Consider the following 26072-nt stretch of genomic DNA (forward strand, 5'->3'; position numbering starts at 1 on the left):
AAATCGCGATGAGGTTGGAATGCGTGGATGCCGGGGAGCTCAGCCGGCGCGCGCCGCGTCGAAGGCTTCGCGCAGCACGGCCAGCGAGCCGATGTGGTTGGCCAGCACGAGCACCAGGCGTGCGTTGAAGGCGTGGCTCTCTTCGTTGGAAAGTCCCTGGTGGGCCTCGATGAGCGCCTCGTAGAAATCGTCGGGTGCCTCGAGGTTGGGCGTGGTGATCAGTTGCTGTGGTGCTTGCATGGCTTTCATGCCTTGGCCAGTGCGCGGTCGACGGCCGCGCGGATGAGGGTGGGCGTGGGGCTGCGCCAGCGCGCGCACACATGCTGGTCGGGCCGCAGCAGGTAGACGGTGCCGGGCTGCGCGTCGTAGCGCCGCGTGGCGAGTTCGCCGTCGGGCGTGGCGTCTTCCACGCGCACCACGTGCAGCGGCAAGTCGCATTCCTTCAATGCCTGCAGGCTGCGCTTGGCGGCCTCGCCGCGGCCGAACACCAGCGCGGTGAAGCGCTCCACATGGCATTCGCGCAGCAGCCAGCCGGTGCCGCCGTCGGCGCGTGCCACGGGTGCGTCGGCCGCCGCTGCGCCGGGCACCATCGTGCCGGCGAAGCCATCGGCATCGGGCGTGTTGAGCGGCGAATCGCGCAGCACAGTGGCCACCGACAGCCGCCCGCTGTTGACCAGCGTGCGCGCAAAGGCATGGCGCCGGGTCAGCTCCAGCACCGCGTCGCGGAAGAGCCGGCTCACGTCGCTCTTGGGCGTGATGAAGTCGGTGGCGCGCGTGGAGTTGCGGATGTTTTCGTCGGCTGCGAACTCGCGCTCGCTGGCATAGCTGTCGAGCAGCGCATCGGGCGCCTGGCCCTGCACCACGGCCGCGAGCTTCCAGGCGAGGTTGTCCGCGTCCTGCACGCCCGAATTGGCGCCGCGCGCGCCGAAGGGCGACACGCCGTGCGCCGAGTCGCCAGCGAACAGCACGCGGCCGTGGCGGAAATGTTCCATGCGCTGGCAGGCGAAGGTGTAGACGCTGGCCCAGCCGATCTGGAACTGCACGCCCTCGAAGCCGATGCTGTCGAGCAGCGCGCGCACGCGCGGCGTGATGTTCTCGGGCTTGCGTTCTTCCGCCGGGTCGGCGTCCCAGCCGAGCTGGAAGTCGACGCGCCACATGCCGTCGGCCTGCTTGTGCAGCAGCACGCTCTGGCCGGGATGGAACGAGGGGTCGAACCAGAAGCGGCGCTCGGTGGGCAGGTGCGCGTCCATAGTGATGTCGGCGATCAGGAAGCGGTCGCGGAAGATCCGGCCTTTCGCTTCCAGGCCCATCATCTGGCGCGTGTTGGAGCGCGAGCCGTCGCAGGCGGCGACGTAACCGGCCCGCAGCCGGTACTCGCCCTCGGGCGTTTCCACCGTCAGCACCGCGCCGTCGTCGCCTTGCTCGATGCCGGTCACCTTGTGGTTCCAGCGCAGGTCGATCAGCGGCAGCGCGGCCACGCGCTCGACGAGGTAGCCCTCGACGTAGTACTGCTGCAGGTTGATGAAGGCAGGGCGCTCGTGGCCGGGCTCGGGCAGCAGGTCGAAGCTGTAGACCTGCTCGTCATGGAAGAACACCTTGCCCACGTTCCACGACACGCCCTTGTCGACCATGCGGTCGCCGCAGCCGAGGCGGTCGAACACCTCGAGCGTGCGCTTGGCGAAGCAGATCGCGCGCGATCCGCTGGACAGGGTGTTGTCGTTGTCGAGCAGCACCACCGGCACCTGCCGCAGCGCGAGGTCGATGGCCAGCGTGAGGCCCACCGGGCCGGCGCCGACGATCACGACGGGGTGGTGCGCCGGTGCCGCCGCGTCCTGGTCGGCGTGGCGTTTGTAGTCGAAGCGCAGGCTCTGATAGTCGATCACGTGTTGTCTCCGTGCATTTGTCTTTGTCTTGCCCCTTCCCCCGTTGGGGGAAGGTTGGGATGGGGGCACGCGGCGTTCACTTCGGACGCTCTGCCTGCCTCCCACCCCAGCCCCCCCAGCGGGGGAGGGAGCGATGCGGGATCAGCCTTCCAGTGCCTTCCACATCTCGATGTCGCGCTCGGCCGTCCACACGCGCGGATCGGCATGGCCCGAGGCCTCGTCGTACGCGCGGCTCACGTCGAAGGGCATGCAGTGGTCGAAGATCACCCACTGGCTGTACTTGGGCTTGAGCTTTTCGTAGGTTTCCTTGTAGACCGCGTTCAGGTCGCGGCCGGCCTTCACGCCTTCCTGCACGCTGGCGTACACGTCGGAGATGAAGTCGCGCGTGCCTGTCAGGCCCTCGGCCACGGCTTCGGGCGTGGTGAGTGCGGCGCCGCGGCCCGGCACCAGCGCCACGGGCTTGAGCGCGGCGATGTTGTCCAGCGTCTGCGGCCAGTCCTTGAAGTAGGCGTCGCCGGCGTACGGCGTGGCGCCGAACTCGACCAGGTCGCCCGACAGCAGCGTGCGTTCCTGCGGCAGCCAGACGACGGTGTCGCCCTTGGTGTGGCCGCGGCCCAGCTGGATGAGCTGCACTTCGAGCTTGCCCAGCCACAGCGTCATCTTGCCGGTGAAGGTCATGGTGGGCCAGGTCAGGCCCGGAGGCACGGTCTCGACGTTCTGGAACAGGCGGGGGAAGCGGCCGATCTCGCTGGCCTTGTCTTGTTCGCCGCGCTCGACGATCAGGTCGCGCGTGTCCTGGCTGGCCAGGATGTGCTCGGCGCCGTAGCCTGCCGCGCCCAGCACGCGCACGGCGTGGTAGTGCGTGAGCACCACGTACTTGATGGGCTTGTCGGTCACTTCGCGGATGCGGCGCACCACGTCGGCGGCCATGGCAGGGGTGGCCTGGGTGTCGGCCACCAGCACGCAGTCGTCGCCGATGACGATGCCGGTGTTGGGGTCGCCTTCGGCGGTGTAGGCCCAGGCATGTTCGGAGATCTGGCTGAAGGTGATCTTCTTCTCTTCCATGTCGGCCTGGCTGGCGAATTTCTTGGCTTGGCTCATCGGGTGTCTCCGTCGGTGGGGTGGAATTTGGGATTCGTCTAAGTCGAACGAATTCGCGGTTAACGAATTTTCGGAGTGTAAGCGCCGGATCAGTTAATGTCTAATCCCTTCTTCATGAACGAACAACCGGACGCCAAAGGCAGCCATGGCCACTGACACCGACCGCGCCCAGCGCGGCATCCAGAGCATCGAGGTCGGCGGCCAGTTGCTGCGGGCGCTGGTGCACCACGGCCGGCCGATGGCGCTGAAGGACCTGGCGCGGGAAGCCGACATGACGCCCGCCAAGGCGCACCCGTACATGGTCAGCTTCGGGCGCCTGGGCCTCATCGAGCAGGACCGCGCCAGCGGCCACTATTTGCTCGGCCCGCTTGCCTTGCAACTGGGGCTCATCAGCCTGCAGCAAGCCGACCCGGTGCACATCGCCACGCCGCTGATCGGCCAGCTCGCGCAGCAGATCGGCCACACCGTGGCGCTGGCCGTATGGGGCGCGCGCGGCGCGACCATCGTCCGCACGGCCGAGTCGCCTTCGCCGGTGCACGTGAACATGCGGCACGGCACGGTGTTCTCGCTGACCAACACCGCCTCGGGCCGTGTCTTCGCCGCGTACCTCGACGCCGAGGTGGTGCGCCGCCTGCTCGAGGAAGAGCGCCAGCGCCAGAAGCAGCGCAAGGGCGGCGAGCCCGCGCAACCGGCCGGCATGCCGCCGTTGCAGCCGCTGCCTTCATGGAGCGACTTCGAGCGCCAGCTGAAGGAAGTGCGCGACCACGGCATCAGCCGTTCCGACGGCGAGGTCATCGAGGGCGTGAGCGCCATGGCCGCGCCGGTGTTCGATCACACTGGCGCCATCGTGCTGGCCGTCACCGCCATCGGCCCGGCCGGCATCTTCGACACCGCGTGGGACGGCGAGATTTCCCGCGCGCTCAAGGCCTGCGCCGGCACCGTGTCGCAGCGCCTGGGCGCAACCGCCGTTCTCACCCCGGCGAACTCCCCCAAACCAGAGCGATGACGCGCGTCACACCAGAAAACACCTCCACCTTCGAAGCAGTACAGGCGGCCGCACGGCTGCTGCGCGATGCCCGGCGCATCGTCGTGTTCTCCGGCGCCGGCCTGTCCCGCGCCTCCGGCATTCCGACCTACCGCGACGCCGACGGCCTCTGGAAGAGCCAGAACGCCCTGCAGTTCTCCCACGCCGAAGACCTGGCGCGCGACCCGGCCGGCTTCACGAAGTTCTGGGCGCAGCGTGTGTCGGTGATCGAGTCGGCGCAGCCCAACCCGGGCCACGCCGCGCTCGCGGCACTGCAGCGGCTGCGCCCCGCCACACGGCTCGTCACGCAGAACGTCGACGGCCTGCTCACGCTGGCCGGCGGCCAGGACGTGCTCGAACTGCACGGCTCGCTGCGCCGCTGGCGCTGCGACCACTGCGGCAACCGCAGCGGCCCCTGGCCCTTCCACCGCTGCCTGCGCTGCGGCTCGCATGCGCGCCCCGACGTCGTGATGTTCGGCGAGATGCTGAACGCCAGCGTGCTGCTCGACGCGCAGGTGGCCGCGCAGGAGTGCGATCTGTTCATGGTGGTGGGGAGCACCACCATCGTCTACCCGGCGGCCGAGCTGCCGCAGACGGCGCTGGCGCACGGGGCGCGGCTCATCACGCTGAACCTGGAGCCGCTGCCGCACCTGGACGATGCGGCCTCCGTGGTGCTGAGGGGAGCGTCGGAAGACCTGTTGCCGAAGTTGCTGGCGGGGCTGGGCTGAAAGCCGGATGTGGGGCGGGTATTTACGCCATGGCGACGGTCTAAACTCGGGCGCCCCGGGAGGCGTCACATGTTCGCGCTTCCGCATACCTGATCCAAAGAATGGCGCCCGCAAAACTCTGGTTGTCGATATTTTTGTCGGGCTTTGCCGTATGCGCGTGCCTCCTGCTGCAGTCTCTGTTGACGCTTGCTCCCTATGGAGACCTCTCCCGTGTCGGGCGTGTCTCTGAAGATGATTTCGGCTGGAAGATCGACCCGCCGCATATTGGCAGCGAGCTGCTGCAAGGTGTTCCCATCGACAAAGCCGACATCCTGGTGATCGGCGACAGTTTCTCGGCATCGCATGTCTGGCAATCAGCGCTGGCAAGAGACGACTACGCCGTGGCAACGACATACTGGTCGCAGCTCGACGAGATGCTCTGCGCCGATTTCGATGAATGGCTCTCGCAGATCGGTTTTCGCGGCAAGCTGGTGGTCATCGAGAGTGTGGAGCGCCTGCTGAATGTGCGGCTCGCGCATTCACGCAAATGCACGCCCCTGAAGCGCCCTTTGACGGCTGCAGTCGAGCCGGCATCACCGCCCTTGGCGCACGTGCCCGCCTTCGCTCTCAATTGGGACGCGCAGCTCTTTTCGGGCTGGATGACGAACAGGTGTACCCGCGCGGCGATCGCCGGCAAGGTGCGCAGCGGCTGCAACTCCATGACGCTGGCGCGGCCTGTGGCTGACGGCTGCGCGTTGTTCAGTCATCGACGCTGTGATCTCGCTCTCTTCCTGGCGGACGACTTGAATCACGGGGAACTCACGGCAGCCAACGTAGCCGGCATGCAGGCTTTATCGAGCACGCACGCCAAGACGCCCGTGCTCTGGATGGTGGTTCCGAACAAGTGGACAGCCTATATCGAGCCCTCGCGGTCGCAGGCATTCGTGGAGGCGCTGCGGCAGACCGACCTGGGGCCCGATCTGTTTGCGTTCGTTCAGCAGGAGAAGACCGGGATGCGGGACTTCTATTTTCCGAACGACACCCACATTTCCACGCGCGGTCTGCTTGTGTTGGGCGAACGCATGGCACAGGCAGTCAAGCAAAAGCTCGGCGTCGAAGCGCCATCCGCCATCGAGTGAGGCCGCTCAGCCCTTCCTGCCGCCCAGCAGCACCAGCGCCCCGCCCACCACGATCACGGCCACGCTGGCCCAGGTGGGGAAGTTGACGGTCTGCTTCTCCTTCATCGAGAACTCAAGCGGGCCGAGCTTGGCCTCGTGGGTTTCCTTGGTGAAGCTGAAGCTGCCGAGGCCCAAGGCTGCGATGCCGGCCACGATCAGCAGGATGCCGACGATGCGTGTTGCGTTCATGGTGTAGCTCCTCCGTTCTGGCCGCAGGTTACTGCCGGGGCTGTTGCTGCTGCAACTGGTCGACCCACTGCACCACATCGGCCACTGCAGCGTCGCTGGCCGAGATCAACGACTTCACCCCGCCGGGCGCGTCGGCGCTGGGGGCGGGGCTGCGCACGGTGAACAGGCGCTGGCCCAGCACCCGGTCGCCGGCGGGGGTGCCGCGGATCAGCGTGGCGCGCAGGCGCACCAGGCCCACGCTGGCGCTGGCCGAATCGAAATAGTGTGTGAACTCGTCGAGCGAGATGCGCAGCGTGTCGGGCACTTCGCCCTTGCTGCGCGAGATGGTCGCGCTTTCTTCCGGGCCGAGCACCGTGCGGCGCTCCGACAGCGTGTCGCGCAGCCGCTGGCGCAGCAATTGCGCCGGCGGCTGGCTCCAGCGCGACTGGCTGTAGGGCCGCAGCTCGTTGGCGTCGGCGTAGCCCAGGCGATAGAGGATCTGCGTGCCGTCGAGGCGGCTGTTGCTCTCGAACTCGGCCAGCGCCAGGGTGGGGCGCATCTGAGCCGGGGCCGATGCCGGGGCCTGCGTGGCGGCGGGGCCGGGGCCGAAGTCGTACAGCGCGGCGCGCGCGGGCTTGTCGGGCAGCGCGCCGCAGCCGGCGGCCAGCAGCGCGAAGCCGACGGCCAGCGCCGCGGCGCTGGCAGCGCGGCGCGGCTGCGCCAGGGATCGGATGGCGTGGATGGTGGCGTTCATGGTCATGATGGGCCTCTTCTCTCCCTCAGGGCCGCGTCGCGGCGGGCGCGCTGAAACCCGGCTCGCCCGGGCCCGCCACCGTGCCGCCGTTGCCGAACAGCAGCGATTGCGGGTTGTCGTTGATGCTGTCGGCCGCGCGGCCCAGCCGGCGGATGGCGTGCGAGGTGTCGTCCGCCACGCGGTTCACGCGCGGCAGCGTGGCCGAATTGAACGAGTCGACCGCCTGCGCCAGCGCCTTGGTGCCGTCGCTCAGGCGCTCGACCGGGCCGTCGGGCGCGTTCAGCCGCACGACGGTGGTGTTGAAGTTGTTGGCCACGCGCGAGACGTCGCCCGCCGCCTTCTTCACCGAGGCCATGGTGTCGGGCAGCTTCGTCAGCGCCGGGTTCAGGCCGGTCTTGACCGTGTTGTCGAGCGTCTTGAGCAGCGTGTTGGCGCTGGCCGAGGCGGCCGCGATGTTCTCCAGCGCGTCGGCCGCGCGCTTCTGGTTCGGGTCGCTCAGCAGCTGGTTGGCGCGCTTGGTCACTTCCTCGACCTGGTTGATGATGGCTTCGCCGCGGTCCTGCAGCTGCGCCAGCATCGACGGCTTGAGCGGAATGCGCGGCGGGTCGTCGTTGTCCGGCTTGAGCGACACCGTCGACTCGCCCTTGTCGTCCAGCGCGATGAAGGCCAGGCCGGTCACGCCCTGGTAGCTCAGCGTGGCAAAGCTCGAGGTTGTGAGCGGCACGCGTTCGTCGACCGTGATGCGCACCCGCACGTTGCCCTTGACCTTGGGGTCGAAGTCGATCGACGTCACCTTGCCCACCGCGATGCCGCGGTAGCGCACCATCGCCTGCGGCTGCAGGCCGCTCACGGCCTCTCGCGTGGACAGTTCGTAGACGTTGCGCACGGTGTTGTCGCGCGTGAACCAGATCACCAGCGCGACGAGCGCGGCGATCAGGCCGAGCACGAAGGCGCCGGCGGCGAGGGCATGGGCCTTGTTTTCCATGGTGGCTACCTACCTTTCAGCGGCCCGCCTCGGCGGCGGGCTGCGATGCGAGAGATGCGTCGGCGGGCTTGTCATGCAGGGCCTCCAGGGCGCGCTGGCCGCGCCCGCCGAGAAAATATTCGTGGATGAACGGATGCGGGTACGCAATGACCTCGCGCGCCGTGCCGGTGACGATCACCTTCTGGTCGGCCAGCACCGCGATGCGGGTGCTCAGGTCGAACAGCGTGTCCAGGTCGTGCGTGACCATCACCACCGTCAGGCCCAGCTCGCGGTGCAGGCCGCGCAGCAGGTTGCAGAAGCTGTCGGAGGCCTCGGGGTCGAGGCCGGCCGTGGGCTCGTCCAGCAGCAGCAGCGGCGGGTCCATGATGAGCGCGCGCGCCAGCGCCACGCGCTTGATCATGCCGCCCGACAGGTCCGAAGGGCTCATGTTGGCGTGCCGGGGCTCCAGGCCCACCATCTGCAGCTTCACCAGCGCCGCATGGCGGATCAGCTCGTCGGGCAGCAGCTTCAGCTCGCGCAGCGGAAACGCGATGTTCTCCAGCACGCTGAAGGCCGAGAACAGCGCACCGTGCTGGAACAGCATGCCCACGTTGGCCGCGCCCGAGGCGCTGAGCTCGCCGGGCTCCTGGCCCAGCACCTCGACATGGCCGCGCGTCGGCTTCTCCAGCCCGAGGATCTGGCGCAGCAGCACCGTCTTGCCCGTGCCCGAGCCGCCGACCAGCGACAGCACCTCGCCGCGGTCGATGTGCAGCCGCAGGTCTCGATGCACCACCTGCTCGCCTTCGGCGTTCTTGAACACCGTCCACAGGCCGCGGATGTCCACCACGGTCTGGTCGGTGTCGGGGCGCACGGGCATGCTCATCGTGTCATCCCCGGAAGCCGATGCCCTTGAAGAGCACGGCGAAGAGCGCATCCACCAGGATCACCGCGGTGATCGAGGTCACCACCGACGAGGTGGTGCCGCGCCCCAGGCTCTCGGTGTTGGGCTTGACCTTCATGCCGAAGTAGCAGCCGATCAGCGCGATCAGCACGCCGAACACCGCCGACTTGGCCATGGCCAGCCACAGGTTGGAAATAGGAACCGCGCGCGGCAGCGCCGACAGGAAGTACGACGGCGAGATATTGAGCGCCGCGTCGGCCGCCAGCATGCCGCCCGCGAGCGCCGCCATCGAGGTCCACAGGCTGATCAGCGGCATTGCGATGGCCAGCGCCAGCACGCGAGGCATCACCAGCCGGAAGCCATGGGCGATGCCCATCACGCGCATCGCGTCGAGCTCTTCGGTCACGCGCATCACGCCGATCTGCGCCGTGATGGCCGAGCCCGAGCGCCCGGCGATCAGCACCGCCGCCAGCACCGGCCCCAGCTCGCGGATCAGCGAGAGGCCGAGGATGTTCACCACGAAGGTCTCGGCGCCGTACTGCCGCAGCTGCTGCGAGATCAGGTAGGCCAGCACCACGCCGATCAGGAGCCCCACCAGCGCCGTGATGTGCAGCGCCGTGGCGCCGAACTGGTACAGGTGCCCGGAGAAATCGCGCCACGGTCCGCGGTGCGGCGCGCGGATCAGCGCGCAGACATCGATCGCCAGCTGGCCGAGCAGGCTGGTGAAGTCGCGCATCACGATCATCGCGCGCGGGCCGTTGTGCGAGAACGCGCGTATGCGGTCGTTCAGCGTGGGCAAGGGTTCCTCGGGCGTGGCGACGGTGTATTGCGCCACATGGTCGAGCACCGCCTTGTGCTGCGGCGCCATCTCCAGCGCGGCGGGCCAGGCGTGGCGCCAGTGTTCCCACAGCAGCTGCGCGCCGATGTGGTCGAGCTGCTCGATCGCGCGCAGGTCCCAGGCGCGGTCGTCGGCCGCCGGGGCCGCCTCCAGGTTCTTCGACAGTGCCTGCCAGGCCGGCTTGGAAGACATCGCCAGCGTGGTCCAGCGGCCTGTGGCCACGGTCCACTGCCGGCCGTCCCGCTCCTGCTGTCCGAGGCGAGGCCACGCGCTGTCGGCGGCTGGAGCGTCGGCAGGCGAGTGGGCAGGGGACATAGGGCGGACGAGCAGGAAAGTTAACAAAAGCCAGGGTGCGAATCGCGCATCGTAACCGGGTGCATCCGCTGTGCGCGTGTTGCAGACCCCTCGTTTGCGTAGGGCTCCACGCCGTTTCTTCAGCTTTTCTTAATTCACACCTGGGGTGTCCGCCTGAAAGCGCGCCCGCTCAGGCCGCGAACCCCTCCGCCAGCGCCTCGCGCAGCCATGCCACGAACGCCGTCACCGCCTGCGGCACGTGCGTGGCGTAGGGCCGTATTGCATACAGCCGCTCGCCGAACGCGCCCACCGATCGCCATTGCGGCAGCACCTGCTGCAGCTTGCCCGACTGCAGCGCCGACTGCGCGCTGAAGTCGGGCACCAGCGCGATGCCCAGCCCGGTCAGCGCCGCGTCGCGCAGCGCCTCGCTGTTGTTCGCCACCAGCGGCCCCGACACCGGCACCGTGATGCGCGGCGCCGAGGCCTTGGCCTCGAAGTGCCAGGTCGGCGTTTCCTGCGCGCGCGGGTAGTGCAGGCAGTCGTGGTCGGCCAGCGCCTGCGGTTCGCGCGGCGTGCCGCGGCGGCGCAGGTAGGCGCGGCTGGCCACCAGCACCGATTGGGTTTCGCACAGCGTCCAGGCCACGTGGGTGTCCGGCGGTGCCGCCGTGTGGCGGATCGCGAGGTCGAAGCCTTCCATCGCGAGCGAACTGAGCCGGTCCGACAGGTCGAGCTCGATGCGCACCTCGGGCTGCGCGCGCAGGAAGTCGGCCAGCCGCGGCACCAGCTGCTGGCGCGCGAAGGCCACAGGCGCCGTCACCCGCACCAGCCCGCGCGGCACGCCGGCAAGGTCGCGCACGCCCGCGAAGCTGTGCGCGATCTGCTCGAAGGGCGCGCGCATGTCGTCCACCAGCCGCCGGCCCGCCTCGGTGAGCCGCACGCTGCGCGTCGTGCGCTGCACCAGCGGCGCGCCGGCCGCGTGCTCCAGCTCGGCGATGCGCTGGCTCATGGCCGCCTTGCTCACGCCCAGGCGCAGCGCGGCGGCGGTGAAGCTGCCCTGCTGCGCCAGCACCGTGAGCCAGTGCAGGTGGGTCCAGAGCGACTCGATATTTTGGGGTTTCATCCATCCATTGTTCGCTATGGTGAACAATAAATTCAAGTTTCGTGTCTAGGCGCGAGGGAGGCCGCTGCCTAAACTGGCCGCATTCACCTCTTGACCCGTCACGCGAAAGCACAGCCCATGCCCACCACCAACATCGACCACTTCATCGCCGGCCAGCCTGCCGCCAACACTTCCGGCCGCACGCAGGACGTGACCAACCCTGCCACCGGCGCCGTCACCGGCAAGGTCGGCCTGGCCGATGCAGCGCAGGTTTCCGCCGCCGTGGCTGCTGCGCAGGCCGCCTTCCCGGCCTGGGCCGACACCCCGCCGATCCGCCGCGCGCGCGTCATGTTCAAGTTCCTGCAGCTGCTCAACGAGCACAAGGACGAGCTGGCCCGCATGATCACCGCCGAGCACGGCAAGGTCTTCACCGACGCACAGGGCGAGGTCTCGCGCGGCATCGACATCGTCGAGTTCGCCTGCGGCATTCCGCAGCTGCTCAAGGGCGACTTCACCGACCAGGTGAGCACCGGCATCGACAACTGGACGCTGCGCCAGCCCCTGGGCGTGGTCGCCGGCATCACGCCCTTCAACTTCCCGGTGATGGTGCCGATGTGGATGTTCCCGGTGGCCATTGCCGCGGGCAACACCTTCGTGCTCAAGCCCAGCCCGACCGACCCGACGCCCTCGCTGCGCATGGCCGAGCTGCTGAAGGAAGCCGGCCTGCCCGACGGCGTGTTCAACGTGGTGCAGGGCGACAAGGTCGCGGTCGACGCGCTGCTGGAGAACCCCGACGTCAAGGCCATCAGCTTCGTCGGCTCCACGCCCATCGCCAACTACATCTACGAAACCGGTGCACGCCACGGCAAGCGCGTGCAGGCCCTGGGCGGCGCGAAGAACCACATGGTGGTGCTGCCCGACGCCGACATCGACCAGACGGTCGACGCGCTGATCGGCGCGGGCTATGGCTCGGCCGGCGAACGCTGCATGGCGATCAGCGTGGCGGTGCTGGTGGGCGACGTGGCCGACAAGATCATTCCCAAGCTCATCGAGCGTACCAAGACGCTGCAGGTGCTCAACGGCACCAACCTCGCGGCAGAGATGGGCCCGATCGTCACGCGCGCCGCGCATGAACGCATCACCGGCTACATCGACCTGGGCGAGAAGGAAGGCGCGAAGCTGCTGGTGGACGGCCGCCAGTTTGACGGCAACAAGGCGGGCGAAGGCTGCGGCGACGGCTTCTGGATGGGCGGCACGCTGTTCGACCACGTCACGCCCGAGATGCGCATCTACAAGGAAGAAATCTTCGGCCCGGTGCTCAGCTGCGTGCGCGTGGCCAACTTCAAGGACGCGGTCGACCTGGTCAACGCGCACGAGTTCGGCAACGGCGTGAGCTGCTTCACCCGCGACGGCAACGTGGCGCGCGAATTCAGCCGCCGCATCCAGGTGGGCATGGTCGGCATCAACGTGCCGATCCCGGTGCCCATGGCCTGGCACGGCTTCGGCGGCTGGAAGCGTTCGCTGTTCGGCGACATGCACGCCTACGGCGAAGAGGGCGTGCGCTTCTATACCAAGCAGAAGTCGGTCATGCAGCGCTGGCCGGAGAGCATCGGCAAGGGTGCCGAGTTCGTCATGCCTACAGCCAAGTAGCATGCGGTGCGGCGCGAGGGGCGCCGCCATCCCGGCCAGTAATTTCGTCGAACAAAAAAGAGAGACAAGTCAAACGCCATGAGCGAGACCCAATTCGACTACATCATCATCGGGGCCGGCACCGCCGGCTCGCTCATGGCCAATCGGCTCAGCGCCGACAGGAGCAAGCGCGTGCTGCTCATCGAGGCCGGCCGCAAGGACGACTACCACTGGATCCACATTCCGGTCGGCTACCTGTATTGCATCGGCAATCCGCGCACCGACTGGCTCTACAGCACCGAGCCCGACGCCGGCCTCAACGGCCGCGTGCTGCGCTATCCGCGCGGCAAGACGCTGGGCGGCAGCTCCAGCATCAACGGCATGATCTACATGCGCGGCCAGTCGCGCGACTACGAGCAGTGGGCGCAGCTCACCGGCGACGAGTCGTGGCGCTGGCAGAACGTGCTGCCGGCCTTCAAGAAACACGAAGACTTCTATCTAGGCGCCGACGAAATGCACGGCGCCGGCGGCGAATGGCGCGTCGAGAAGCAGCGGCTGCGCTGGGACATCCTCGACGCTTTTGCCGAAGCCGCGGCCCAGGCCGACGTGCCGCACACCACCGACTTCAACCGCGGCAGCAACGAGGGCGTGGGCTACTTCCAGGTCAACCAGAAGAACGGCTGGCGCTGGAACACCGCCAAGGCCTTCCTGCGTCCGACCTGCTATGGCAGGCCCAACTTCGAGCTGTGGACCGGCGCGCAGGTGTCGCGCCTGCTGTTCGAGACGCTGCCCGACGGCACGCGCCGCTGCACCGGCGCCGAGGTGTGGAACGGCAGCGAGACGGTTACCGCGCAAGCCTCGCGCGAGGTGATCCTGAGCGCGGGCGCCATTGGCTCGCCGCAGATCCTGCAGCTCTCGGGCATCGGCCCGGCCGCTCTGCTGCGCCAGCACGGCATCGACGTGGTGCTCGATGCCCCCGGCGTCGGCGCCAACCTGCAGGACCATCTGCAGATCCGCGCGGTCTACAAGATCAGCGGCGCGCCCACGCTCAATGTGCTGGCCTCGTCGATGGTCGGCAAGGCGAAGATCGGGCTCGAGTACGTGCTCAAGCGCAGCGGGCCGATGAGCATGGCGCCCTCGCAGCTCGGCGCCTTCACGCGCAGCTCGCCGGAGCACGAATGGCCGAACCTGCAGTACCACGTGCAGCCGCTGTCGCTCGATGCCTTCGGCGATCCGCTGCACAGCTTTCCGGCGTTCACCGCCAGCGTGTGCAACCTCAACCCCACCAGCCGCGGCGCTGTGCGCATCAAGAGCGGGCGCTTCCAGGACGCGCCGGCCATCGCCCCCAACTACCTGAGCACCGACGAAGACCGCAAGGTGGCGGCCGACTCGCTGCGCGTGACGCGCCGCATCGCGTCGCAGCCCGCGCTCGCCAAGTACAAGCCCGAGGAATGGAAGCCCGGCGTGCAGTACCAGACCGACGAAGACCTGGCCCGCCTGGCCGGCGACATCGCCACCACCATCTTCCACCCGGTGGGCACCACCAAGATGGGCGCCGACGGCGACCCGATGGCGGTGCTCGACTCGAAGCTGCGCGTGCGCGGCGTGCGGGGCCTGCGCGTGGTGGATGCGGGCGCGATGCCCACCATCACCAGCGGCAACACCAACAGCCCTACGCTGATGATGGCGGAGAAGGCCGCCGGCTGGATTTGCGGCGAGGCGCAGGACTAGCCCCGGCCGCCTCGATGTTTTCGAGGCGCGCCTTGGCGCCCTCGATCATCAGGTCCACGCCAATGTCGAACATCGCGTCCGGCCCGGCCTCGCGGTAGCTCGCGAAGGCTTCGGCCAGCAGCGGGCGCGAGGCCGCGGAGGCATCGAGCGCCTGCTGGCGCGCCTCGGCGTCGGGCGGCGCCGCCTGTTCTTCCAGCACGCAGCCCACCGTGTAGCGGCCCAGCGCGATCAGCAGCGTCATGGCCTGCGTTGCCGGCACGCCGCGGTCGACCACGGCCGCCAGCTGGGCCTCCACCATTTCCAGGTCGCCCGGATCGGGCTCGGTGCCGGCGTGCAGCCGCGCGCCGTCGCGCCGCGCCAGCAGCGCGCGCCGGAAGCTGCGCGCGTTCTCGCGCAGGAAGGTTTCCCACGATTCGTCGGGCAGCGGCAGCTGCCGCTTGTGGGCGCGGCGCAGCAGTTCGCTGCTCATCGCGTCGAGCAACGCCCGCTTGTTCCTGAAATGCCAGTACAGCGCCGGCTGCTGCACGCCCAGCCGCTCGGCCAGCAGCCGGGTGCTGAGCTTGTCCATTCCGACCTCGTCGAGCAGCCCCAGGGCGGTCTCGAGGATCACTTCGCGGTCCAGTTTCATTCAGATGTGCATGCCGATGTCGATTCGGGAGGGTACTTCACAGCCCGGAATTTATCGCTGATAATTCCTTATCAATGATAAATTCCACCACACTCCCAACGCCTTCCGCCGCGAAGGGCCGCCATGCGCATGCAGTGATCCTGGCGATCGTCACGCTCGACGCCATCGGCATCAGCCCGGTCATGCCGATCGTGCCGGGCCTGCTGCGCGAGGTCGGCCACACCGGCGATCTCGGCTGGCGCTTCGGCGCCTTTCTCTCGCTCTACGCACTGATGCAGTTCCTCTGCGCACCCGTGCTCGGCGCGCTCAGCGACCGCTTCGGCCGCCGGCCGGTGCTGCTCATCTCGGTGGCGGGCGCGGCCATCGACGCGCTCTTCATGGCCTTCGCGCCCTCGCTGTGGATGCTGTTCGTGGGCCGCGCCATCGCGGGCATGACGGGAGCGAGCACCGCCGTGGCCTCCGCCGCCATTGCCGACCTCACGCCCGAGAACCAGCGCGCGCGCTGGTTCGGCCGCATGGGCGCCTGCTTCGGACTGGGCTTCATCGCCGGGCCCGCCATCGGCGGCGTGCTCGGCGACCACGGCGTGCGGCTGCCGTTCATCGCGGCTGCGGTGCTCAACGGCGTGACCTTCCTCGTCGGCCTGCTGGTGCTGCGCGAGTCGCGCCCGCCGGCGCTCGCCACAAAACCTTTCGACCGCGGCGTGCTGCATCCGCTCGCGCCGCTGCGCTGGGCCAACAGCTTTGCGGCGCTGTTGCCCCTGCTCGGCGTGTTCCTGCTGCTGGTGCTGGTGGGCGAGGTCGCCGGCACGACCTGGGTGATCTACGGCCAGGACCGCTACGCCTGGAACGGCACCATGGTCGGCCTCTCGCTCGCGGTCTTCGGCCTGCTGCATGCGCTGGTGCAGGGCTTCGTCGCCGGCCCGGTGGTCGAGCGCTGGGGCGAGCGCGCGGCCATCGCCATCGGCACCATCGCCGACGGCACGGGCTATGCGCTGATCGCCTTCGCCACGCAGGGCTGGATGGCCATCGCGATGCTGCCGTTGCTGTGCATGGGCGGCGTCTGTGCGCCGGCGCTGCAGGCCACGCTCTCGGCGCGCGTGGGCGAGGCGCAGCAGGGGCGGCTGCAGGGCGTGCTCGCGAGCATCACCAGCCTGGCGGCGGTGTTCGGACCGCTGCTCATCAGCCCCCTCTACTTCGCGTTTCGCACGCGCTTCCCGGGCATCGTGTGGCTGGCGGGAGCGTCGCTCTATCTGCTGTGCCTGCCGGTACTGCTGCGCAGGACCGGAAGAACCGGCGCGCAGGGCTGACGGATCACTTCTCGATCGTCTTGTTCCAGCGGGCGTTCCACGCCGGGCGGTTCGCGTTGATGCTTTCCCAGTCGATGGTCACTGCGGTCTTCATCCACTTGTTGATGTCCGCCACCTGCGCCGCGCCTTCACCCTCGGCGGGGGCCTTGGGGTTGGTCGGGATCTGCGCGCCGTACTGCAGCACGTTGGCCTGCGCCACCGGGCTCAGCAGGAACTCGGCGAGCTTCTGCGACAGCTCCGGCTCGCTGTTGTTGGCGATCACGCACTGGCCCACCATCAGCACCACCGCGCCTTCCTTGGGCGGCGCGTACTCCACCGGAATGCCCTTGGTCTTGAGCGCCGCGACGGCCGTGGGCGTCAGCGGGAAGATGGCCGCCTCGCCGGTCTGAACCATCTCCGACAGCTTGGCCGAGCTCGGGATGTACTCCAGCACGTTCGGCCCGATGGTGGTGGGCCAGGCCTTGAAGCCCGGCTCCACATTCTTGTCGTTGCCGCCCTGGATGCGGTTGAACATCAGAAAGCCGTGCAGCCCGAAGGACGAGGACGACATCGACTGGAACACCACCTTGCCCTTGTACTTGGGGTCGGCCAGGTCCATCCACGAAGTGGGCGGCGCCCAGCCCTTCTCCTTGAACATCTTGGCGTTGTAGGCCAGGCCGGTCATGCCCAGGCTCACGCCGCTGGCCATGTCGTCCTTGAAGCGCGCCGCGGGATAGATCTCGCTGAGCGACTGGCTGGGCTTCTGCTTCTGGCACAGGCCCATGCCGATGGCGCGCACCATGATGCCGTCGTCCAGGAAAATCACGTGCATCTGCGGCTTGTCCTTGTTGGCCTGCGCCTTCGCGAGGATGTCGGAGGAGGTGCCGGGCACCACCACCACCTTGGCGCCGTAGGCTTTCTCGAAGGCGGGGAACACGTACTGCGTGTACGCCTTCTCCATGGTGCCGCCGTTCATGCCGATGTAGATGGTCTTGGTCTGTGCGCCGGCGCTGCCGGCAGCCGCGAGCAGGGCGGCCAGGAGAAGGACGGAGGTCGGGGACTTGGCGGTGCGTGACATGGTGATGCTCTCCAATCAAGTTCAGGTGGGGACGGGTGAAGAAACGGGTTGTTCGTCGAAGCGCTCGATGGCGAAGGCGTCGATGGGCGTGTCGCTGCGTCCGTCGCGCGCCAGTTCGGCCAGCACCTCGCCGGCGGCCGGGCCGATCTGGAAGCCCGCGCCGGCGAAGCCGAAGCCGTGGAACAGGCCGGGCGTGGTGCGGCTGGGCCCCAGCACCGGTTCGCGGTCGGGCAGGTAGCCTTCGGTGCCGCCCCAGGTGCGGATGATGTGCGCATGGCGCAGCGCCGGCAGCAGTTCCACCGCCTGCATCGCGAGCGTGGCGATGCCGTCGCGCTCGGCGCGTGCGCGGTCGGCATCGAGCGTGATGCCGGTGCCGCCGCCGAGCACGAGGTTGCCGCGCTCCACCTGCCGGCAGTAGATGCCGCCGCCCTCTACGCCGAGGCTCCATGTCATGAAGCGCGGCACTGGCTCGGTCACGGCCATCAGCGGGCTGCGCGAGCGCATCGGCGGCGTCTCGCCGAACTGGCTGGCGATGGCAGCGGCCCAGGCTCCCGCGCAGTTGAGCAGTACCGGCGCCCGCACTTCGAGTTCGTTGCCCGAGCGCACCGTGAACAGCGCGCCGTCGTGCGTCACCTCGTCGACCTTGTGGCGCTCGAAGACCTGCGCACCCGCGCGGCGCGCCGCCAGCGCGAAGGCCGGCGACACCAGGCGCGGATTGGCCTGCCCGTCCTCGATGCACAGCGAGCCGCCCACGGCGCGCGTGCCGAGCCAGGGGCACTCGGTGCGCAGCCGCGCGGCGGAGAGCAGCTCCAGGCCCAGGTCGAAGTCGCTGCTGAGCGCGCTGTAGCGCTCCAGCGACGCCATGTCGGCCTCGCTGCGCGCGATCTTGAAATGGCCCGAGCGCACGTATTCGCCGTCGGTGCCCAGCAGCTCGGGCAGCCGGCCCCAGATGCGGTGCGCGCGCTGCGCCAGCGGCAACTGGCTCAGCGGCCGGCCCTGGCGCCGCACGCCGCCGAAGTTCACGCCGCTGGAGCGCGAACCGCAGAAGTCGCGCTCCAGCAGCACCACGTCGACGCCCATGCGCCGCAACGCCAGCGCGGCGGAAGAACCGACGATGCCGCCGCCGACGATGGCGACCTCGGTCTGCATCTTCTTGATGCCGCTCATGTGCCGGCTCCTTCCACAGGCACGAGCCGGATCGGTATCGGCTTGATCGGCGCCTGCCCGCGCAGCCGTCCGACCTGCTGCAGCGGCTGCTGCGTGGCATGCGCCAGGATCTCGGCTGCGGCCACGCCGCACATGCGGCCCTGGCAGCGGCCCATGCCGACGCGCGACAAGGCCTTGAGTCGGTTCATCTCGCTGGCGCCGGCATCGGCGATCGTCTGGCGCAGGCTGCCGGCCGTGACGTTTTCGCAGCGGCAGATCACGAGCTCGTCGGGCGCGTGCGCGGCCCAGTCGCCGGGCACGGGGAAGGCGCGCTCCAGGCCGTGGCGAAAGCCGGTGATCCGGTCGAGCCTGCGCTCGAGGTCGGCGGCGCGCGCGGTGTCGACCGCCACGCCGTTGTCCGAAAGCAGCGCCAGCGCCGCGCGTTCGCCGGCCCACTCGGCCGCGTCCGCGCCCATGATGCCGGCGCCGTCGCCGGCCAGGTACACGCCCTCGACGCTCGCGCGTCCCGCCGCGTCGCGCACCGGCAGATGCGCGCGGTGCAGCGGCGCGTAGTCGAAGCGGCAGCCGAGCAGGTCGGCCAGTTGCGTTTCGGAGCGCAGCGCGTAGCCGAAGCCGACGGCATCGCAGGCCAGCGTGCGCTCTTCATTGCCGTCCTGCCATGCCACGCCGGTGACGCGGCCTTGCGCCTCGTCGCCCAGCACGCGCAACGGACGCACGCCGCCGTGCAGCGCAACGCCGTGCGCGCGCAGCCAGCCGACGTAGTACACGCCCTTGGCGAACACCGCCGGCTGCGCCAGCATCGCAGGCGTGGCGGCGAGCTGGTCGGCCAGGCGCGCGGTGTCGAGAACCGCCGCCACCTGCACGCCGGCCTTCGCATACTGGTACGCCACCAGATACAGCAGCGGCCCGGTGCCCATGAACACCACGCGCCGGCCGATGGCGCAGCCCTGGAACTTGAGCGCGACCTGCGCACCGCCCAGCGTGTACACGCCCGGCAGCGTCCAACCCGGCACCGGCAGCACGCGGTCGGTGGCGCCCGTCGCCACGATCAGATGGCTGTAAGGCACGCGGCTGGTGCCGCGCGTCGGGTTGTGCAGCACGTCGAGCTGGTGGTCCTGCGCGTTCCACACCAGGCTGTCGGGGCGGTGGTCGATGCGGCCCTGCAATGCGTCGAAGGCCTGGTGCAGCGCATCGGCACGCTTCGACTCGAAGCCGTAGAGCGTTCGCGCGGTTCGCTGCGCGAGGCCAGCGGGCGGGCGCCGGTAGATCTGGCCACCGGCGCGCGGCGCCTCGTCGATCACCACCGGCCGCAGGCCGTGCGCCACCAGCGTCTGCGCAGCGCGCACGCCGGCCGGGCCGGCGCCGACGATCGCGGGTCGGAGTTCGCCTGTCGTCGTCATGCGCCGTTCTTTCCGGTGACGAGCGCCATGCCGGGCGCGATGAAGGTCGAGCAGGCGCGCAGCCGCTCGCCGTCGTCCTTGGAGATCCAGCAGTCCTGGCAGGCGCCCATCATGCAGAAGCCCGCGCGCGGCAGGCCGCTGAATTCGTTGCGGCGCAATTGGGCGCATTGGGTGAGCACGGCGGTCAGCACGGTGTCGCCGGCCAGCGCGCTGGCGGGAGCGCCGTCGAGCGTGAAGTGCACGGCCTCGCGGCCGGTGGTTTCGGCCACGCGGTGAAGCAGGGCGTTTGAAGTTCTCGTCATTTATCTGCGCCCCACCAGCACGCGGTCCAGGCCGTAGATGCGGTCCAGCAGCACCATCGCGAAGGCCGTCACCGCCACCATCAGCGCCGACACCGCCGCCATCAGCGGATCGATCGACTCGGTGGCATACATGTACATGCGCACCGGCAGCGTCACCGTGCTCGGCGCGGTAACGAAGATCGACATCGTCACTTCGTCGAAGCTGTTGATGAAGGCCAGCATCCAGCCGCCCGTGACGCCCGGCAGGATCATCGGCAGCGTGATGCGGCGGAACACCGTGGCCTGGCTCGCTCCCAGCGACAGCGCGGCCTGCTCGGCGCTGCGGTCGAAGCCCACCAGCGCCGCCACCACCAGCCGCAGCGTGTAGGGCGTGACGATGAGCGCATGCGCCATCACCAGCCAGCCGAAGCTGCCGGTGCCGCCGACCAGCGCGAACAGCCGCAGCAGCGCCACGCCCAGCACCAGGTGCGGCACGATCAGCGGCGACAGGAACAGGCCGTTGAGGAAATCGCGCCCCGGAAACTCGTAGCGCGTGATCGCCATGCCAGCCGGCACCGCGAGCAGCGTCGCGATGGTGGCCGAGCTGAGCGCCAGCCACAGGCTGTTCCAGAACGACTGCATGAAGTCGGGGTGCGCGAACACCGCCTCGAACCAGCGCAGCGAGAAGTGCGTGGTCGGGATGGTTAGCGTGTTCTCGGGCGTGAACGCCACGATGCACACCACCACCAGCGGCGCGAGCATGAAGACGATGACGAGCGCGTTGAACGCGAGGGCGATGGGGCCGTTCTTGTTCATCGCTTCAGCCCAGCGCTTTCTTGTAGCGGCCTTCTACTAGGCGGTTGTAGCTGAGCATCACCACGAGGTTCGCTACCAGCAGAACCAGCGCAACAGCAGCACCCAGCGGCCAGTTGAGCTCGCTCAGGTACTCGTCGTAGACGATGGTCGCGACCATCTTCAGCCGCCGCCCGCCCAGCAGCCCCGGAATCGCGAACGAGCTCGCGGCCAGGCCGAACACGATCAGGCTGCCGGAAAGAATGCCCGGCATCACCTGCGGCAGCACGATGCGCCGCAGCGTGGTGAAGGGCGTGGCGTTGAGCGACAGCGCCGCGTTCTCCACGCCCGGGTCCAGCTTCTGCAGCGATGTCCACACCGGGATCACCATGAAGGGCAGCATCACGTGAACCAGCGCGATGACCACGGCCGCGTTGGTGTAGAGGATCTTCACCGGCCCGATGCCGAGCAGGCCCAGCAGCCCGTTCACCGCGCCCTCCGGGCCCAGCAGCATGCTCCAGCCGAAGGCCCGCACCACCACCGACACCAGCAGCGGCGCCAGCACCACCAGCAGCAGCACCGAGCGCCACGGGTTGCGCATGCGGCTGAGCACATAGGCCTCGGGCGCGCCGACCACCACGCAGATCAGCGTGACCAGCGCCGAGACCCAGAAGGTGCGCCAGAAGATGCCGAGGTAGTACGAATCGGAGAACACCAGCGCGTAGTGCGCGAGCGTGAACTCGCCCGACTTGGGGCCGGTGGCCGGGTCGTAAACGTTGAACGACAGCACGGCCGTGAGCGCCAGCGGCACCAGCAGCAGTGCGGTGAACAGCAGCAGCGCGGGGCCGGAGAGCCACCACGGCGTAGCCTTGCTCTTCAAGGCGCTCATGCTGCGACAGCCTTTTCTTCGGCCGGCAGCAGCCGCATGCAGTGCGCCGGCCAGTCGATGCCGGTGCGGCTGCCTTCTTCCAGCGCGTCGCGCCCGTCGTTGGGGCTCAGCACCGTGAGGTCGCCGACCGGCGTGGCGATGCGGTAGAGCCACTGGCTGCCGAGGAAGAAGCGCTCCTGCACCTCGCCGTCGACGCGGCCCCCGCCCGGCGGCACCAGCTGCAGTTTTTCGGGCCGCACGCTCAGCAGCGCGGCGGCGTCGATGCCGAAGCCGGTGTCGTCCACGTCGAGCGAGAGCGCGCCGACCTCCACGCAGGTGCGCGTGGCGCTGCTGTTCGACACGCGGCAGTCGAGCAGGTTGGCCTTGCCCACGAAGGTGGAGATGAAGCGTGTGCTCGGATGCTCGTACACCCGCTGCGGATGGTCGATCTGCGTGGCGCGGCCGCCTTCCATCACCACCACGCGGTCGCTGATGGACATGGCCTCGCTCTGGTCGTGCGTGACCATCACCGTGGTGGTGCCGACCTTGCGCTGGATCTGGCGCAGCTCGAACTGCATTTCCTCGCGCAGCTTGGCGTCGAGGTTGGACAGCGGTTCGTCGAGCAGCAGCACCGGCGGCTCGATGACGAGCGCGCGTGCCAGCGCCACGCGCTGCCGCTGGCCGCCCGAAAGCTCGCGCGGATAGCGCCCGGCGTGCGCCTCCAGGTGCACCAGCGCCAGCGCCTGCTTCACCCGCTCGGTGCGCTCGGCCTTGGGCATCTTGCGCATCTCCAGGCCGAAGCTCACGTTGTCGGCCACCGTCATGTGCGGGAACAGCGCGTAGGTCTGGAACACGATGCCCAGGCCGCGCGTGTTGGCCTTGGCATGCGTGATGTCCTTGCCCGCGAGTTCGATGCGGCCGCTGCTCACGGCCTCGAAGCCCGCAATCATCTGCAGCGTGGTGGTCTTGCCGCAGCCCGAAGGGCCGAGCAGCGAGACGAACTCGCCCTTTTCCACCGCCAGGTTCATGGCCGACACCGCGCGGGTGGCGCCGTAGAACTTGGTCACGTCGGTGAGCCGGAGGAATGACATGGAACAGGCCTTTCTGCGGTGGCGAAAAAGATGGCTGCGGGCAGCTTGTTTCAGCTTGGTGCATGCCATGGACAGCTTGCGTCTTTCAATTCACTCTATTGCAACGATTGAGCCAGATCGCCTCGGGTATTCCATTAATCAGAATATTTGTTTAATTTATTCCGTTCAATGGAATATCATGCGCAGAAGGCATCATTGAAATTCCAAAGGAAGAAGGTATGGAAACCCCATCGGCGGCCAGCGGCGGCGTGCCGCGCGTCTTCTCGGTGATCCGCGCGCTCGGCGCGGTGCAGGCCGAGGGCGGCCGCGTGACCCAGATCGCACGTTCCGTGGGCCTCACCCAGGCCACCACGCACCGTTTGCTGCAGTCGCTCATGGCCGAGGGCATGGTCGAGCAGGACGAGCGCAGCAAGCTCTATCGGCTCAGCATCGATTTCTTCGCGCTGGCCGCGAGCGCGGGCAACCCCGGCGACCTGCGTTCCATTTGCCGGCCGGTGCTGCTGCGGCTGTGCGCGAGCCTGGGCGACAGCATCTTCCTGTTGGCGCGCAGCGGCTTCGACGCGGTGTGCCTGGACCGCAGCGAAGGCCCGTTTCCCATCCGCTCCTTCACCGGCGACATCGGCGGGCGCATCGCGCTGGGCGTGGGGCAGGGCGCGCTGGCGATCCTCGCGTTCCTGCCGGAGGCCGAGCGCGAGGAAGTGATCCGCTTCAACCTGTCGCGCGTGCGCGAGTACGGCGTGTACGACGAGGTCTACCTGCGCACCGAGATCGAGCGCGTTCGGCAGCAGGGCTACGCGGGGCGCAACACCGGCCTGCTCGAAGGCATGGCCGGCGTGGCGGTTCCGATCCTCGACCGCGAAGGCCGCGCGGTGGCCGCGCTGAGCGTGGGCACCATCGCAGACCGGCTCAATGCCGACCGCATGCCGACGGTGGTCGAACTGCTCAAGCGCGAGGCCACCGCCATCGGGCCGAAGATCAATCCGTTCGACGCGACGCTGAGGCGGCCGGCGCAGAGCCTGGCGAGCTCGCCGGCGGGGCAGCGCATCGGCGTGCCCGAGGCCTCGGAATGAGGGCCCCATGAACAACCCTTCCATCCTCTACCCCGTCTTCGCCCTCGCCGGCTGGACCGGCCTCGTCCTGTTGCTGATTCCCTTCAGGCGCATCCGCGCGGCCATGCGCAGCGAGGTGGGGCCGCACGACTTCAGGCTCGGCGAATCGGCGGCCGTGCCCGATGCGGTGCGCATTCCGAACCGCAACTACATGAACCTGCTGGAAATCCCGGTGCTGTTCTATGTGGTGTGCCTGCTCTCTTGTATGGCGGCAACGCCTTCCACGGCGGCCGTTGCCCTGGCCTGGGCCTACGTCGCCCTGCGCGTGCTGCACAGCGTGGTGCACCTGACGTACAACCACGTGATCCACCGGCTCGTGCTGTTCGCCGCGAGCAACGGCGTGCTGGTGATGCTGTGGGTGTCGGCGGCCGTGCGGCTCGTGCGCTGAGCGCAGGTGGCGTGGCACAGTTCCTTCGCGAAACGCATCAAGTCCTTCCATATTTTCATTAGGCAACCGCGCGGAATTCGCAGACATTGGCCGCTTCGAGCCTTGCCCTGTTGCCTTTCTTTTCCTTCTCCGCTGGAGCGCACATGTCCGAAACCCACACCTCCCTGCCCGCCGAAATCGAACGCCTGCTGGAACGCCTGGGCGTGCCGCGCGAGGCGTACACCGGCGGCACGCTGGCGGTGCGCTCGCCGGTGACGGGCGAGGTGATCGCGCAGGTGCCGCAGACCACGCCGGCCGAGGCCGCCGACGCCATCGGCCGGGCGCACGAGGCCTACAAGGCCTGGCGCAACGTGCCCGCGCCGCGCCGCGGCGAGCTGGTGCGGCTGCTGGGCGAAGAGCTGCGCGCCGCCAAGCGCGAGCTCGGCCTGCTCGTCACGCTCGAGGCCGGCAAGATCCCGTCCGAAGGCGCGGGCGAAGTGCAGGAAATGATCGACATCTGCGACTTCGCGGTCGGCCTCTCGCGCCAGCTCTACGGCCTCACGCTGGCCACCGAGCGCGCCGAACACCGCATGATGGAAACCTGGCATCCGCTGGGCGTGTGCGGCGTGATCTCGGCCTTCAACTTTCCGGTGGCCGTGTGGTCGTGGAACGCGGCGCTGGCGCTGGTGTGCGGCGACTCGGTGGTGTGGAAGCCGTCCGAGAAGACGCCGCTGACCGCGCTGGCCGTGCATGCCATCGCGCAGCGCGCCATCGAACGCTTCGGCGACGCGCCCGAAGGCCTGCTGGGCCTGCTGCTGGGCCAGCGCGACATCGGCGAGGTGCTGGTCGACGACCACCGCGTGCCGATCCTCTCCGCCACCGGCTCCACGGCCATGGGCCGCCAGGTGGGGCCGAAGCTGGCCGCGCGCTTTGCCCGCGCCATCCTCGAACTCGGCGGCAACAACGCCGCCATCGTCACGCCCTCGGCCGACCTGGACCTCACGCTGCGCGGCATCGCCTTCGCGGCCATGGGCACGGCCGGCCAGCGCTGCACCACGCTGCGCCGCCTGTTCGTGCACGACAGCGTGTACGACCAGCTGGTGCCCAAGCTCGCCAAGGTCTACGGCAACGTGCGGGTCGGCGATCCGCGCGAGGCCGGCACGCTGGTCGGCCCGCTGATCGACCGCGCCGCCTTCGACGGCATGCAGAAGGCGCTGGGCGAAAGCCGCGAGATCGGCGCCACGGTGCACGGCGGCCAGCGCGTGGAAGGCATCGGCACCCAGGACGCCTACTACGTGCGCCCCGCGCTGGTCGAGCTCAAGTCGCACGACGGCCCGGTGCTGCGCGAAACCTTCGCGCCCATCCTGTACGTGGTGCGCTACAGCTCGCTCGACGAGGCCATCGAATGGCACAACGCGGTGGGCGCGGGCCTGTCGTCGTCGATCTTCACGCTCAACGTGCGCGAGGCCGAGCGCTTCATGTCGAGCGCCGGTTCCGACTGCGGCATTGCCAACGTCAACATCGGTCCGAGCGGCGCCGAGATCGGTGGCGCCTTCGGCGGCGAGAAGGAAACCGGCGGCGGCCGAGAAGCCGGCTCCGACAGCTGGAAGGCCTACATGCGCCGCGCCACCAACACCATCAACTATTCGACCGCGTTGCCGCTCGCCCAGGGCGTCACCTTCGACATCGAAGGCTGAGTCGGTCCCCCCAGGCTCCGCGCACTTCGTGTCGCGG

General features: G+C 68.8%; 26 protein-coding genes. 9 read left to right on the top strand and 17 right to left on the bottom strand.

Annotated features, from left to right (window positions below; genetic code table 11):
- Positions 1-39: 39 nt before the first annotated feature.
- From ACWV14_RS02160 to ACWV14_RS02170, 3 genes are all read right to left on the bottom strand, one after another.
- On the bottom strand, positions 40-240 hold the full coding sequence (locus ACWV14_RS02160) for a DUF2783 domain-containing protein (protein ID WP_081267002.1): 201 nt from the start codon (positions 238-240) through the stop codon (positions 40-42).
- Positions 241-245: 5 nt separating this feature from the next.
- Positions 246-1883, bottom strand: coding sequence for an FAD-dependent oxidoreductase (locus ACWV14_RS02165; RefSeq protein ID WP_454902279.1), 1638 nt, complete (start codon positions 1881-1883; stop codon positions 246-248).
- A 141-nt stretch (positions 1884-2024) separates the two neighbouring features.
- Positions 2025-2984 carry an MBL fold metallo-hydrolase gene (locus ACWV14_RS02170; protein WP_454902281.1) on the bottom strand — a complete coding sequence of 320 codons (960 nt, stop codon included), beginning with the start codon at positions 2982-2984 and terminating at the stop codon, positions 2025-2027.
- Between the two features lie 145 nt (positions 2985-3129).
- On the opposite strand from ACWV14_RS02170, the gene ACWV14_RS02175 reads away from it, so the two are divergent.
- From ACWV14_RS02175 to ACWV14_RS02185, 3 genes are all read left to right on the top strand, one after another.
- The gene (locus tag ACWV14_RS02175; RefSeq protein ID WP_454902283.1) at positions 3130-3990 is read left to right on the top strand and encodes an IclR family transcriptional regulator; all 861 of its coding nucleotides are present in this window, start codon (positions 3130-3132) and stop codon (positions 3988-3990) included.
- The gene (locus ACWV14_RS02180; protein ID WP_454902285.1) at positions 3987-4736 is read left to right on the top strand and encodes an SIR2 family NAD-dependent protein deacylase; all 750 of its coding nucleotides are present in this window, start codon (positions 3987-3989) and stop codon (positions 4734-4736) included. The genes ACWV14_RS02175 and ACWV14_RS02180 overlap by 4 nt, the downstream gene beginning before the upstream one ends.
- Before the next feature lie 101 nt (positions 4737-4837).
- Entirely contained in the window at positions 4838-5854 is a 1017-nt protein-coding gene (locus ACWV14_RS02185) for a hypothetical protein (protein ID WP_454902287.1), read from the top strand.
- Between the two features lie 6 nt (positions 5855-5860).
- On the opposite strand, the gene ACWV14_RS02190 is transcribed toward ACWV14_RS02185, so the two are convergent.
- From ACWV14_RS02190 to ACWV14_RS02215, 6 genes are all read right to left on the bottom strand, one after another.
- On the bottom strand, positions 5861-6082 hold the full coding sequence (locus ACWV14_RS02190; protein ID WP_454902289.1) for a hypothetical protein: 222 nt from the start codon (positions 6080-6082) through the stop codon (positions 5861-5863).
- A gap of 28 nt (positions 6083-6110) precedes the next feature.
- A complete protein-coding gene (locus ACWV14_RS02195) occupies positions 6111-6821 on the bottom strand; it encodes an ABC-type transport auxiliary lipoprotein family protein (RefSeq protein WP_454902291.1) in 711 nt (236 codons plus the stop codon).
- 19 nt (positions 6822-6840) lie between these two features.
- A complete protein-coding gene (locus tag ACWV14_RS02200; protein ID WP_454902293.1) occupies positions 6841-7800 on the bottom strand; it encodes an MlaD family protein in 960 nt (319 codons plus the stop codon).
- Between the two features lie 16 nt (positions 7801-7816).
- A complete protein-coding gene (locus ACWV14_RS02205; RefSeq protein ID WP_454902295.1) occupies positions 7817-8662 on the bottom strand; it encodes an ABC transporter ATP-binding protein in 846 nt (281 codons plus the stop codon).
- Positions 8663-8666: 4 nt separating this feature from the next.
- On the bottom strand, positions 8667-9833 hold the full coding sequence (locus ACWV14_RS02210; RefSeq protein ID WP_454902297.1) for an MlaE family ABC transporter permease: 1167 nt from the start codon (positions 9831-9833) through the stop codon (positions 8667-8669).
- 169 nt (positions 9834-10002) lie between these two features.
- Positions 10003-10932 (bottom strand): LysR family transcriptional regulator, encoded by a 930-nt coding sequence (locus ACWV14_RS02215; protein ID WP_454902299.1) that lies wholly within the window; start codon positions 10930-10932, stop codon positions 10003-10005.
- 117 nt (positions 10933-11049) lie between these two features.
- Between ACWV14_RS02215 and ACWV14_RS02220 the strand changes: the two genes are divergently transcribed.
- Both ACWV14_RS02220 and ACWV14_RS02225 read left to right on the top strand, forming a co-directional pair.
- The gene (locus ACWV14_RS02220) at positions 11050-12561 is read left to right on the top strand and encodes a CoA-acylating methylmalonate-semialdehyde dehydrogenase (RefSeq protein ID WP_454902301.1); all 1512 of its coding nucleotides are present in this window, start codon (positions 11050-11052) and stop codon (positions 12559-12561) included.
- 78 nt (positions 12562-12639) lie between these two features.
- Positions 12640-14271, top strand: a complete 1632-nt coding sequence (locus ACWV14_RS02225; protein ID WP_454902303.1) for a GMC family oxidoreductase — start codon at positions 12640-12642, stop codon at positions 14269-14271.
- On the opposite strand, the gene tetR is transcribed toward ACWV14_RS02225, so the two are convergent.
- Positions 14213-14899, bottom strand: coding sequence for a tetracycline resistance transcriptional repressor TetR (gene tetR, locus ACWV14_RS02230; RefSeq protein ID WP_454902305.1), 687 nt, complete (start codon positions 14897-14899; stop codon positions 14213-14215). The genes ACWV14_RS02225 and tetR overlap by 59 nt on opposite strands.
- Positions 14900-14973: 74 nt before the next feature.
- On the opposite strand from tetR, the gene tet reads away from it, so the two are divergent.
- Positions 14974-16206, top strand: coding sequence for a Tet(A)/Tet(B)/Tet(C) family tetracycline efflux MFS transporter (tet, locus tag ACWV14_RS02235; RefSeq protein WP_454902307.1), 1233 nt, complete (start codon positions 14974-14976; stop codon positions 16204-16206).
- 4 nt (positions 16207-16210) lie between these two features.
- Here the strand turns inward: tet and ACWV14_RS02240 are convergent, their stop codons facing one another.
- The 7 genes from ACWV14_RS02240 to ACWV14_RS02270 are packed head-to-tail and all read right to left on the bottom strand — an operon-like array spanning position 16211 to position 22862.
- Complete coding sequence (locus ACWV14_RS02240) at positions 16211-17263, bottom strand: ABC transporter substrate-binding protein (RefSeq protein ID WP_454902309.1); 1053 nt, start codon at positions 17261-17263, stop codon at positions 16211-16213.
- Positions 17264-17284: 21 nt separating this feature from the next.
- Positions 17285-18430 (bottom strand): NAD(P)/FAD-dependent oxidoreductase, encoded by a 1146-nt coding sequence (locus ACWV14_RS02245; RefSeq protein WP_454902311.1) that lies wholly within the window; start codon positions 18428-18430, stop codon positions 17285-17287.
- Positions 18427-19830: an FAD-dependent oxidoreductase gene (locus ACWV14_RS02250; RefSeq protein WP_454902313.1), complete on the bottom strand. Its 1404-nt coding sequence runs from the start codon at positions 19828-19830 to the stop codon at positions 18427-18429. Before ACWV14_RS02250 ends, ACWV14_RS02245 begins: the two co-directional genes overlap by 4 nt.
- Complete coding sequence (locus ACWV14_RS02255; RefSeq protein ID WP_454902315.1) at positions 19827-20132, bottom strand: (2Fe-2S)-binding protein; 306 nt, start codon at positions 20130-20132, stop codon at positions 19827-19829. The genes ACWV14_RS02250 and ACWV14_RS02255 overlap by 4 nt, the downstream gene beginning before the upstream one ends.
- Positions 20133-20927, bottom strand: coding sequence for an ABC transporter permease (locus tag ACWV14_RS02260; protein WP_454902317.1), 795 nt, complete (start codon positions 20925-20927; stop codon positions 20133-20135).
- A 4-nt stretch (positions 20928-20931) separates the two neighbouring features.
- Positions 20932-21792, bottom strand: coding sequence for an ABC transporter permease (locus tag ACWV14_RS02265; protein ID WP_454902319.1), 861 nt, complete (start codon positions 21790-21792; stop codon positions 20932-20934).
- The gene (locus ACWV14_RS02270; RefSeq protein ID WP_454902321.1) at positions 21789-22862 is read right to left on the bottom strand and encodes an ABC transporter ATP-binding protein; all 1074 of its coding nucleotides are present in this window, start codon (positions 22860-22862) and stop codon (positions 21789-21791) included. Before ACWV14_RS02270 ends, ACWV14_RS02265 begins: the two co-directional genes overlap by 4 nt.
- Positions 22863-23080: 218 nt before the next feature.
- Between ACWV14_RS02270 and ACWV14_RS02275 the strand changes: the two genes are divergently transcribed.
- The 3 genes from ACWV14_RS02275 to amaB all read left to right on the top strand — a co-directional run bounded on the left by ACWV14_RS02275 (position 23081) and on the right by amaB (position 26035).
- Positions 23081-23932: an IclR family transcriptional regulator gene (locus ACWV14_RS02275; protein ID WP_422088717.1), complete on the top strand. Its 852-nt coding sequence runs from the start codon at positions 23081-23083 to the stop codon at positions 23930-23932.
- Between the two features lie 7 nt (positions 23933-23939).
- Positions 23940-24359: an MAPEG family protein gene (locus tag ACWV14_RS02280; RefSeq protein ID WP_454902323.1), complete on the top strand. Its 420-nt coding sequence runs from the start codon at positions 23940-23942 to the stop codon at positions 24357-24359.
- 143 nt (positions 24360-24502) lie between these two features.
- Positions 24503-26035: an L-piperidine-6-carboxylate dehydrogenase gene (gene amaB / locus ACWV14_RS02285; protein WP_454902325.1), complete on the top strand. Its 1533-nt coding sequence runs from the start codon at positions 24503-24505 to the stop codon at positions 26033-26035.
- The last annotated feature ends 37 nt before the right edge of the window (positions 26036-26072 follow it).

It is taken from the genome of Variovorax durovernensis (assembly GCF_977011995.1).

What these genes read in the sequence shown, in the direction of transcription:
- ACWV14_RS02160 (WP_081267002.1), bottom strand. Translation starts at nt 240, where the DNA reads ATGCAAGCACCACAGCAACTGATCACCACGCCCAACCTCGAGGCACCC.
- ACWV14_RS02170 (WP_454902281.1), bottom strand. Translation starts at nt 2,984, where the DNA reads ATGAGCCAAGCCAAGAAATTCGCCAGCCAGGCCGACATGGAAGAGAAG.
- ACWV14_RS02175 (WP_454902283.1), top strand. Translation starts at nt 3,130, where the DNA reads ATGGCCACTGACACCGACCGCGCCCAGCGCGGCATCCAGAGCATCGAG.
- ACWV14_RS02180 (WP_454902285.1), top strand. Translation starts at nt 3,987, where the DNA reads ATGACGCGCGTCACACCAGAAAACACCTCCACCTTCGAAGCAGTACAG.
- ACWV14_RS02185 (WP_454902287.1), top strand. Translation starts at nt 4,838, where the DNA reads ATGGCGCCCGCAAAACTCTGGTTGTCGATATTTTTGTCGGGCTTTGCC.
- ACWV14_RS02190 (WP_454902289.1), bottom strand. Translation starts at nt 6,082, where the DNA reads ATGAACGCAACACGCATCGTCGGCATCCTGCTGATCGTGGCCGGCATC.
- ACWV14_RS02195 (WP_454902291.1), bottom strand. Translation starts at nt 6,821, where the DNA reads ATGACCATGAACGCCACCATCCACGCCATCCGATCCCTGGCGCAGCCG.
- ACWV14_RS02200 (WP_454902293.1), bottom strand. Translation starts at nt 7,800, where the DNA reads ATGGAAAACAAGGCCCATGCCCTCGCCGCCGGCGCCTTCGTGCTCGGC.
- ACWV14_RS02205 (WP_454902295.1), bottom strand. Translation starts at nt 8,662, where the DNA reads ATGAGCATGCCCGTGCGCCCCGACACCGACCAGACCGTGGTGGACATC.
- ACWV14_RS02210 (WP_454902297.1), bottom strand. Translation starts at nt 9,833, where the DNA reads ATGTCCCCTGCCCACTCGCCTGCCGACGCTCCAGCCGCCGACAGCGCG.
- ACWV14_RS02215 (WP_454902299.1), bottom strand. Translation starts at nt 10,932, where the DNA reads ATGAAACCCCAAAATATCGAGTCGCTCTGGACCCACCTGCACTGGCTC.
- ACWV14_RS02220 (WP_454902301.1), top strand. Translation starts at nt 11,050, where the DNA reads ATGCCCACCACCAACATCGACCACTTCATCGCCGGCCAGCCTGCCGCC.
- ACWV14_RS02225 (WP_454902303.1), top strand. Translation starts at nt 12,640, where the DNA reads ATGAGCGAGACCCAATTCGACTACATCATCATCGGGGCCGGCACCGCC.
- tetR (WP_454902305.1), bottom strand. Translation starts at nt 14,899, where the DNA reads ATGAAACTGGACCGCGAAGTGATCCTCGAGACCGCCCTGGGGCTGCTC.
- tet (WP_454902307.1), top strand. Translation starts at nt 14,974, where the DNA reads ATGATAAATTCCACCACACTCCCAACGCCTTCCGCCGCGAAGGGCCGC.
- ACWV14_RS02240 (WP_454902309.1), bottom strand. Translation starts at nt 17,263, where the DNA reads ATGTCACGCACCGCCAAGTCCCCGACCTCCGTCCTTCTCCTGGCCGCC.
- ACWV14_RS02245 (WP_454902311.1), bottom strand. Translation starts at nt 18,430, where the DNA reads ATGAGCGGCATCAAGAAGATGCAGACCGAGGTCGCCATCGTCGGCGGC.
- ACWV14_RS02250 (WP_454902313.1), bottom strand. Translation starts at nt 19,830, where the DNA reads ATGACGACGACAGGCGAACTCCGACCCGCGATCGTCGGCGCCGGCCCG.
- ACWV14_RS02255 (WP_454902315.1), bottom strand. Translation starts at nt 20,132, where the DNA reads ATGACGAGAACTTCAAACGCCCTGCTTCACCGCGTGGCCGAAACCACC.
- ACWV14_RS02260 (WP_454902317.1), bottom strand. Translation starts at nt 20,927, where the DNA reads ATGAACAAGAACGGCCCCATCGCCCTCGCGTTCAACGCGCTCGTCATC.
- ACWV14_RS02265 (WP_454902319.1), bottom strand. Translation starts at nt 21,792, where the DNA reads ATGAGCGCCTTGAAGAGCAAGGCTACGCCGTGGTGGCTCTCCGGCCCC.
- ACWV14_RS02270 (WP_454902321.1), bottom strand. Translation starts at nt 22,862, where the DNA reads ATGTCATTCCTCCGGCTCACCGACGTGACCAAGTTCTACGGCGCCACC.
- ACWV14_RS02275 (WP_422088717.1), top strand. Translation starts at nt 23,081, where the DNA reads ATGGAAACCCCATCGGCGGCCAGCGGCGGCGTGCCGCGCGTCTTCTCG.
- ACWV14_RS02280 (WP_454902323.1), top strand. Translation starts at nt 23,940, where the DNA reads ATGAACAACCCTTCCATCCTCTACCCCGTCTTCGCCCTCGCCGGCTGG.
- amaB (WP_454902325.1), top strand. Translation starts at nt 24,503, where the DNA reads ATGTCCGAAACCCACACCTCCCTGCCCGCCGAAATCGAACGCCTGCTG.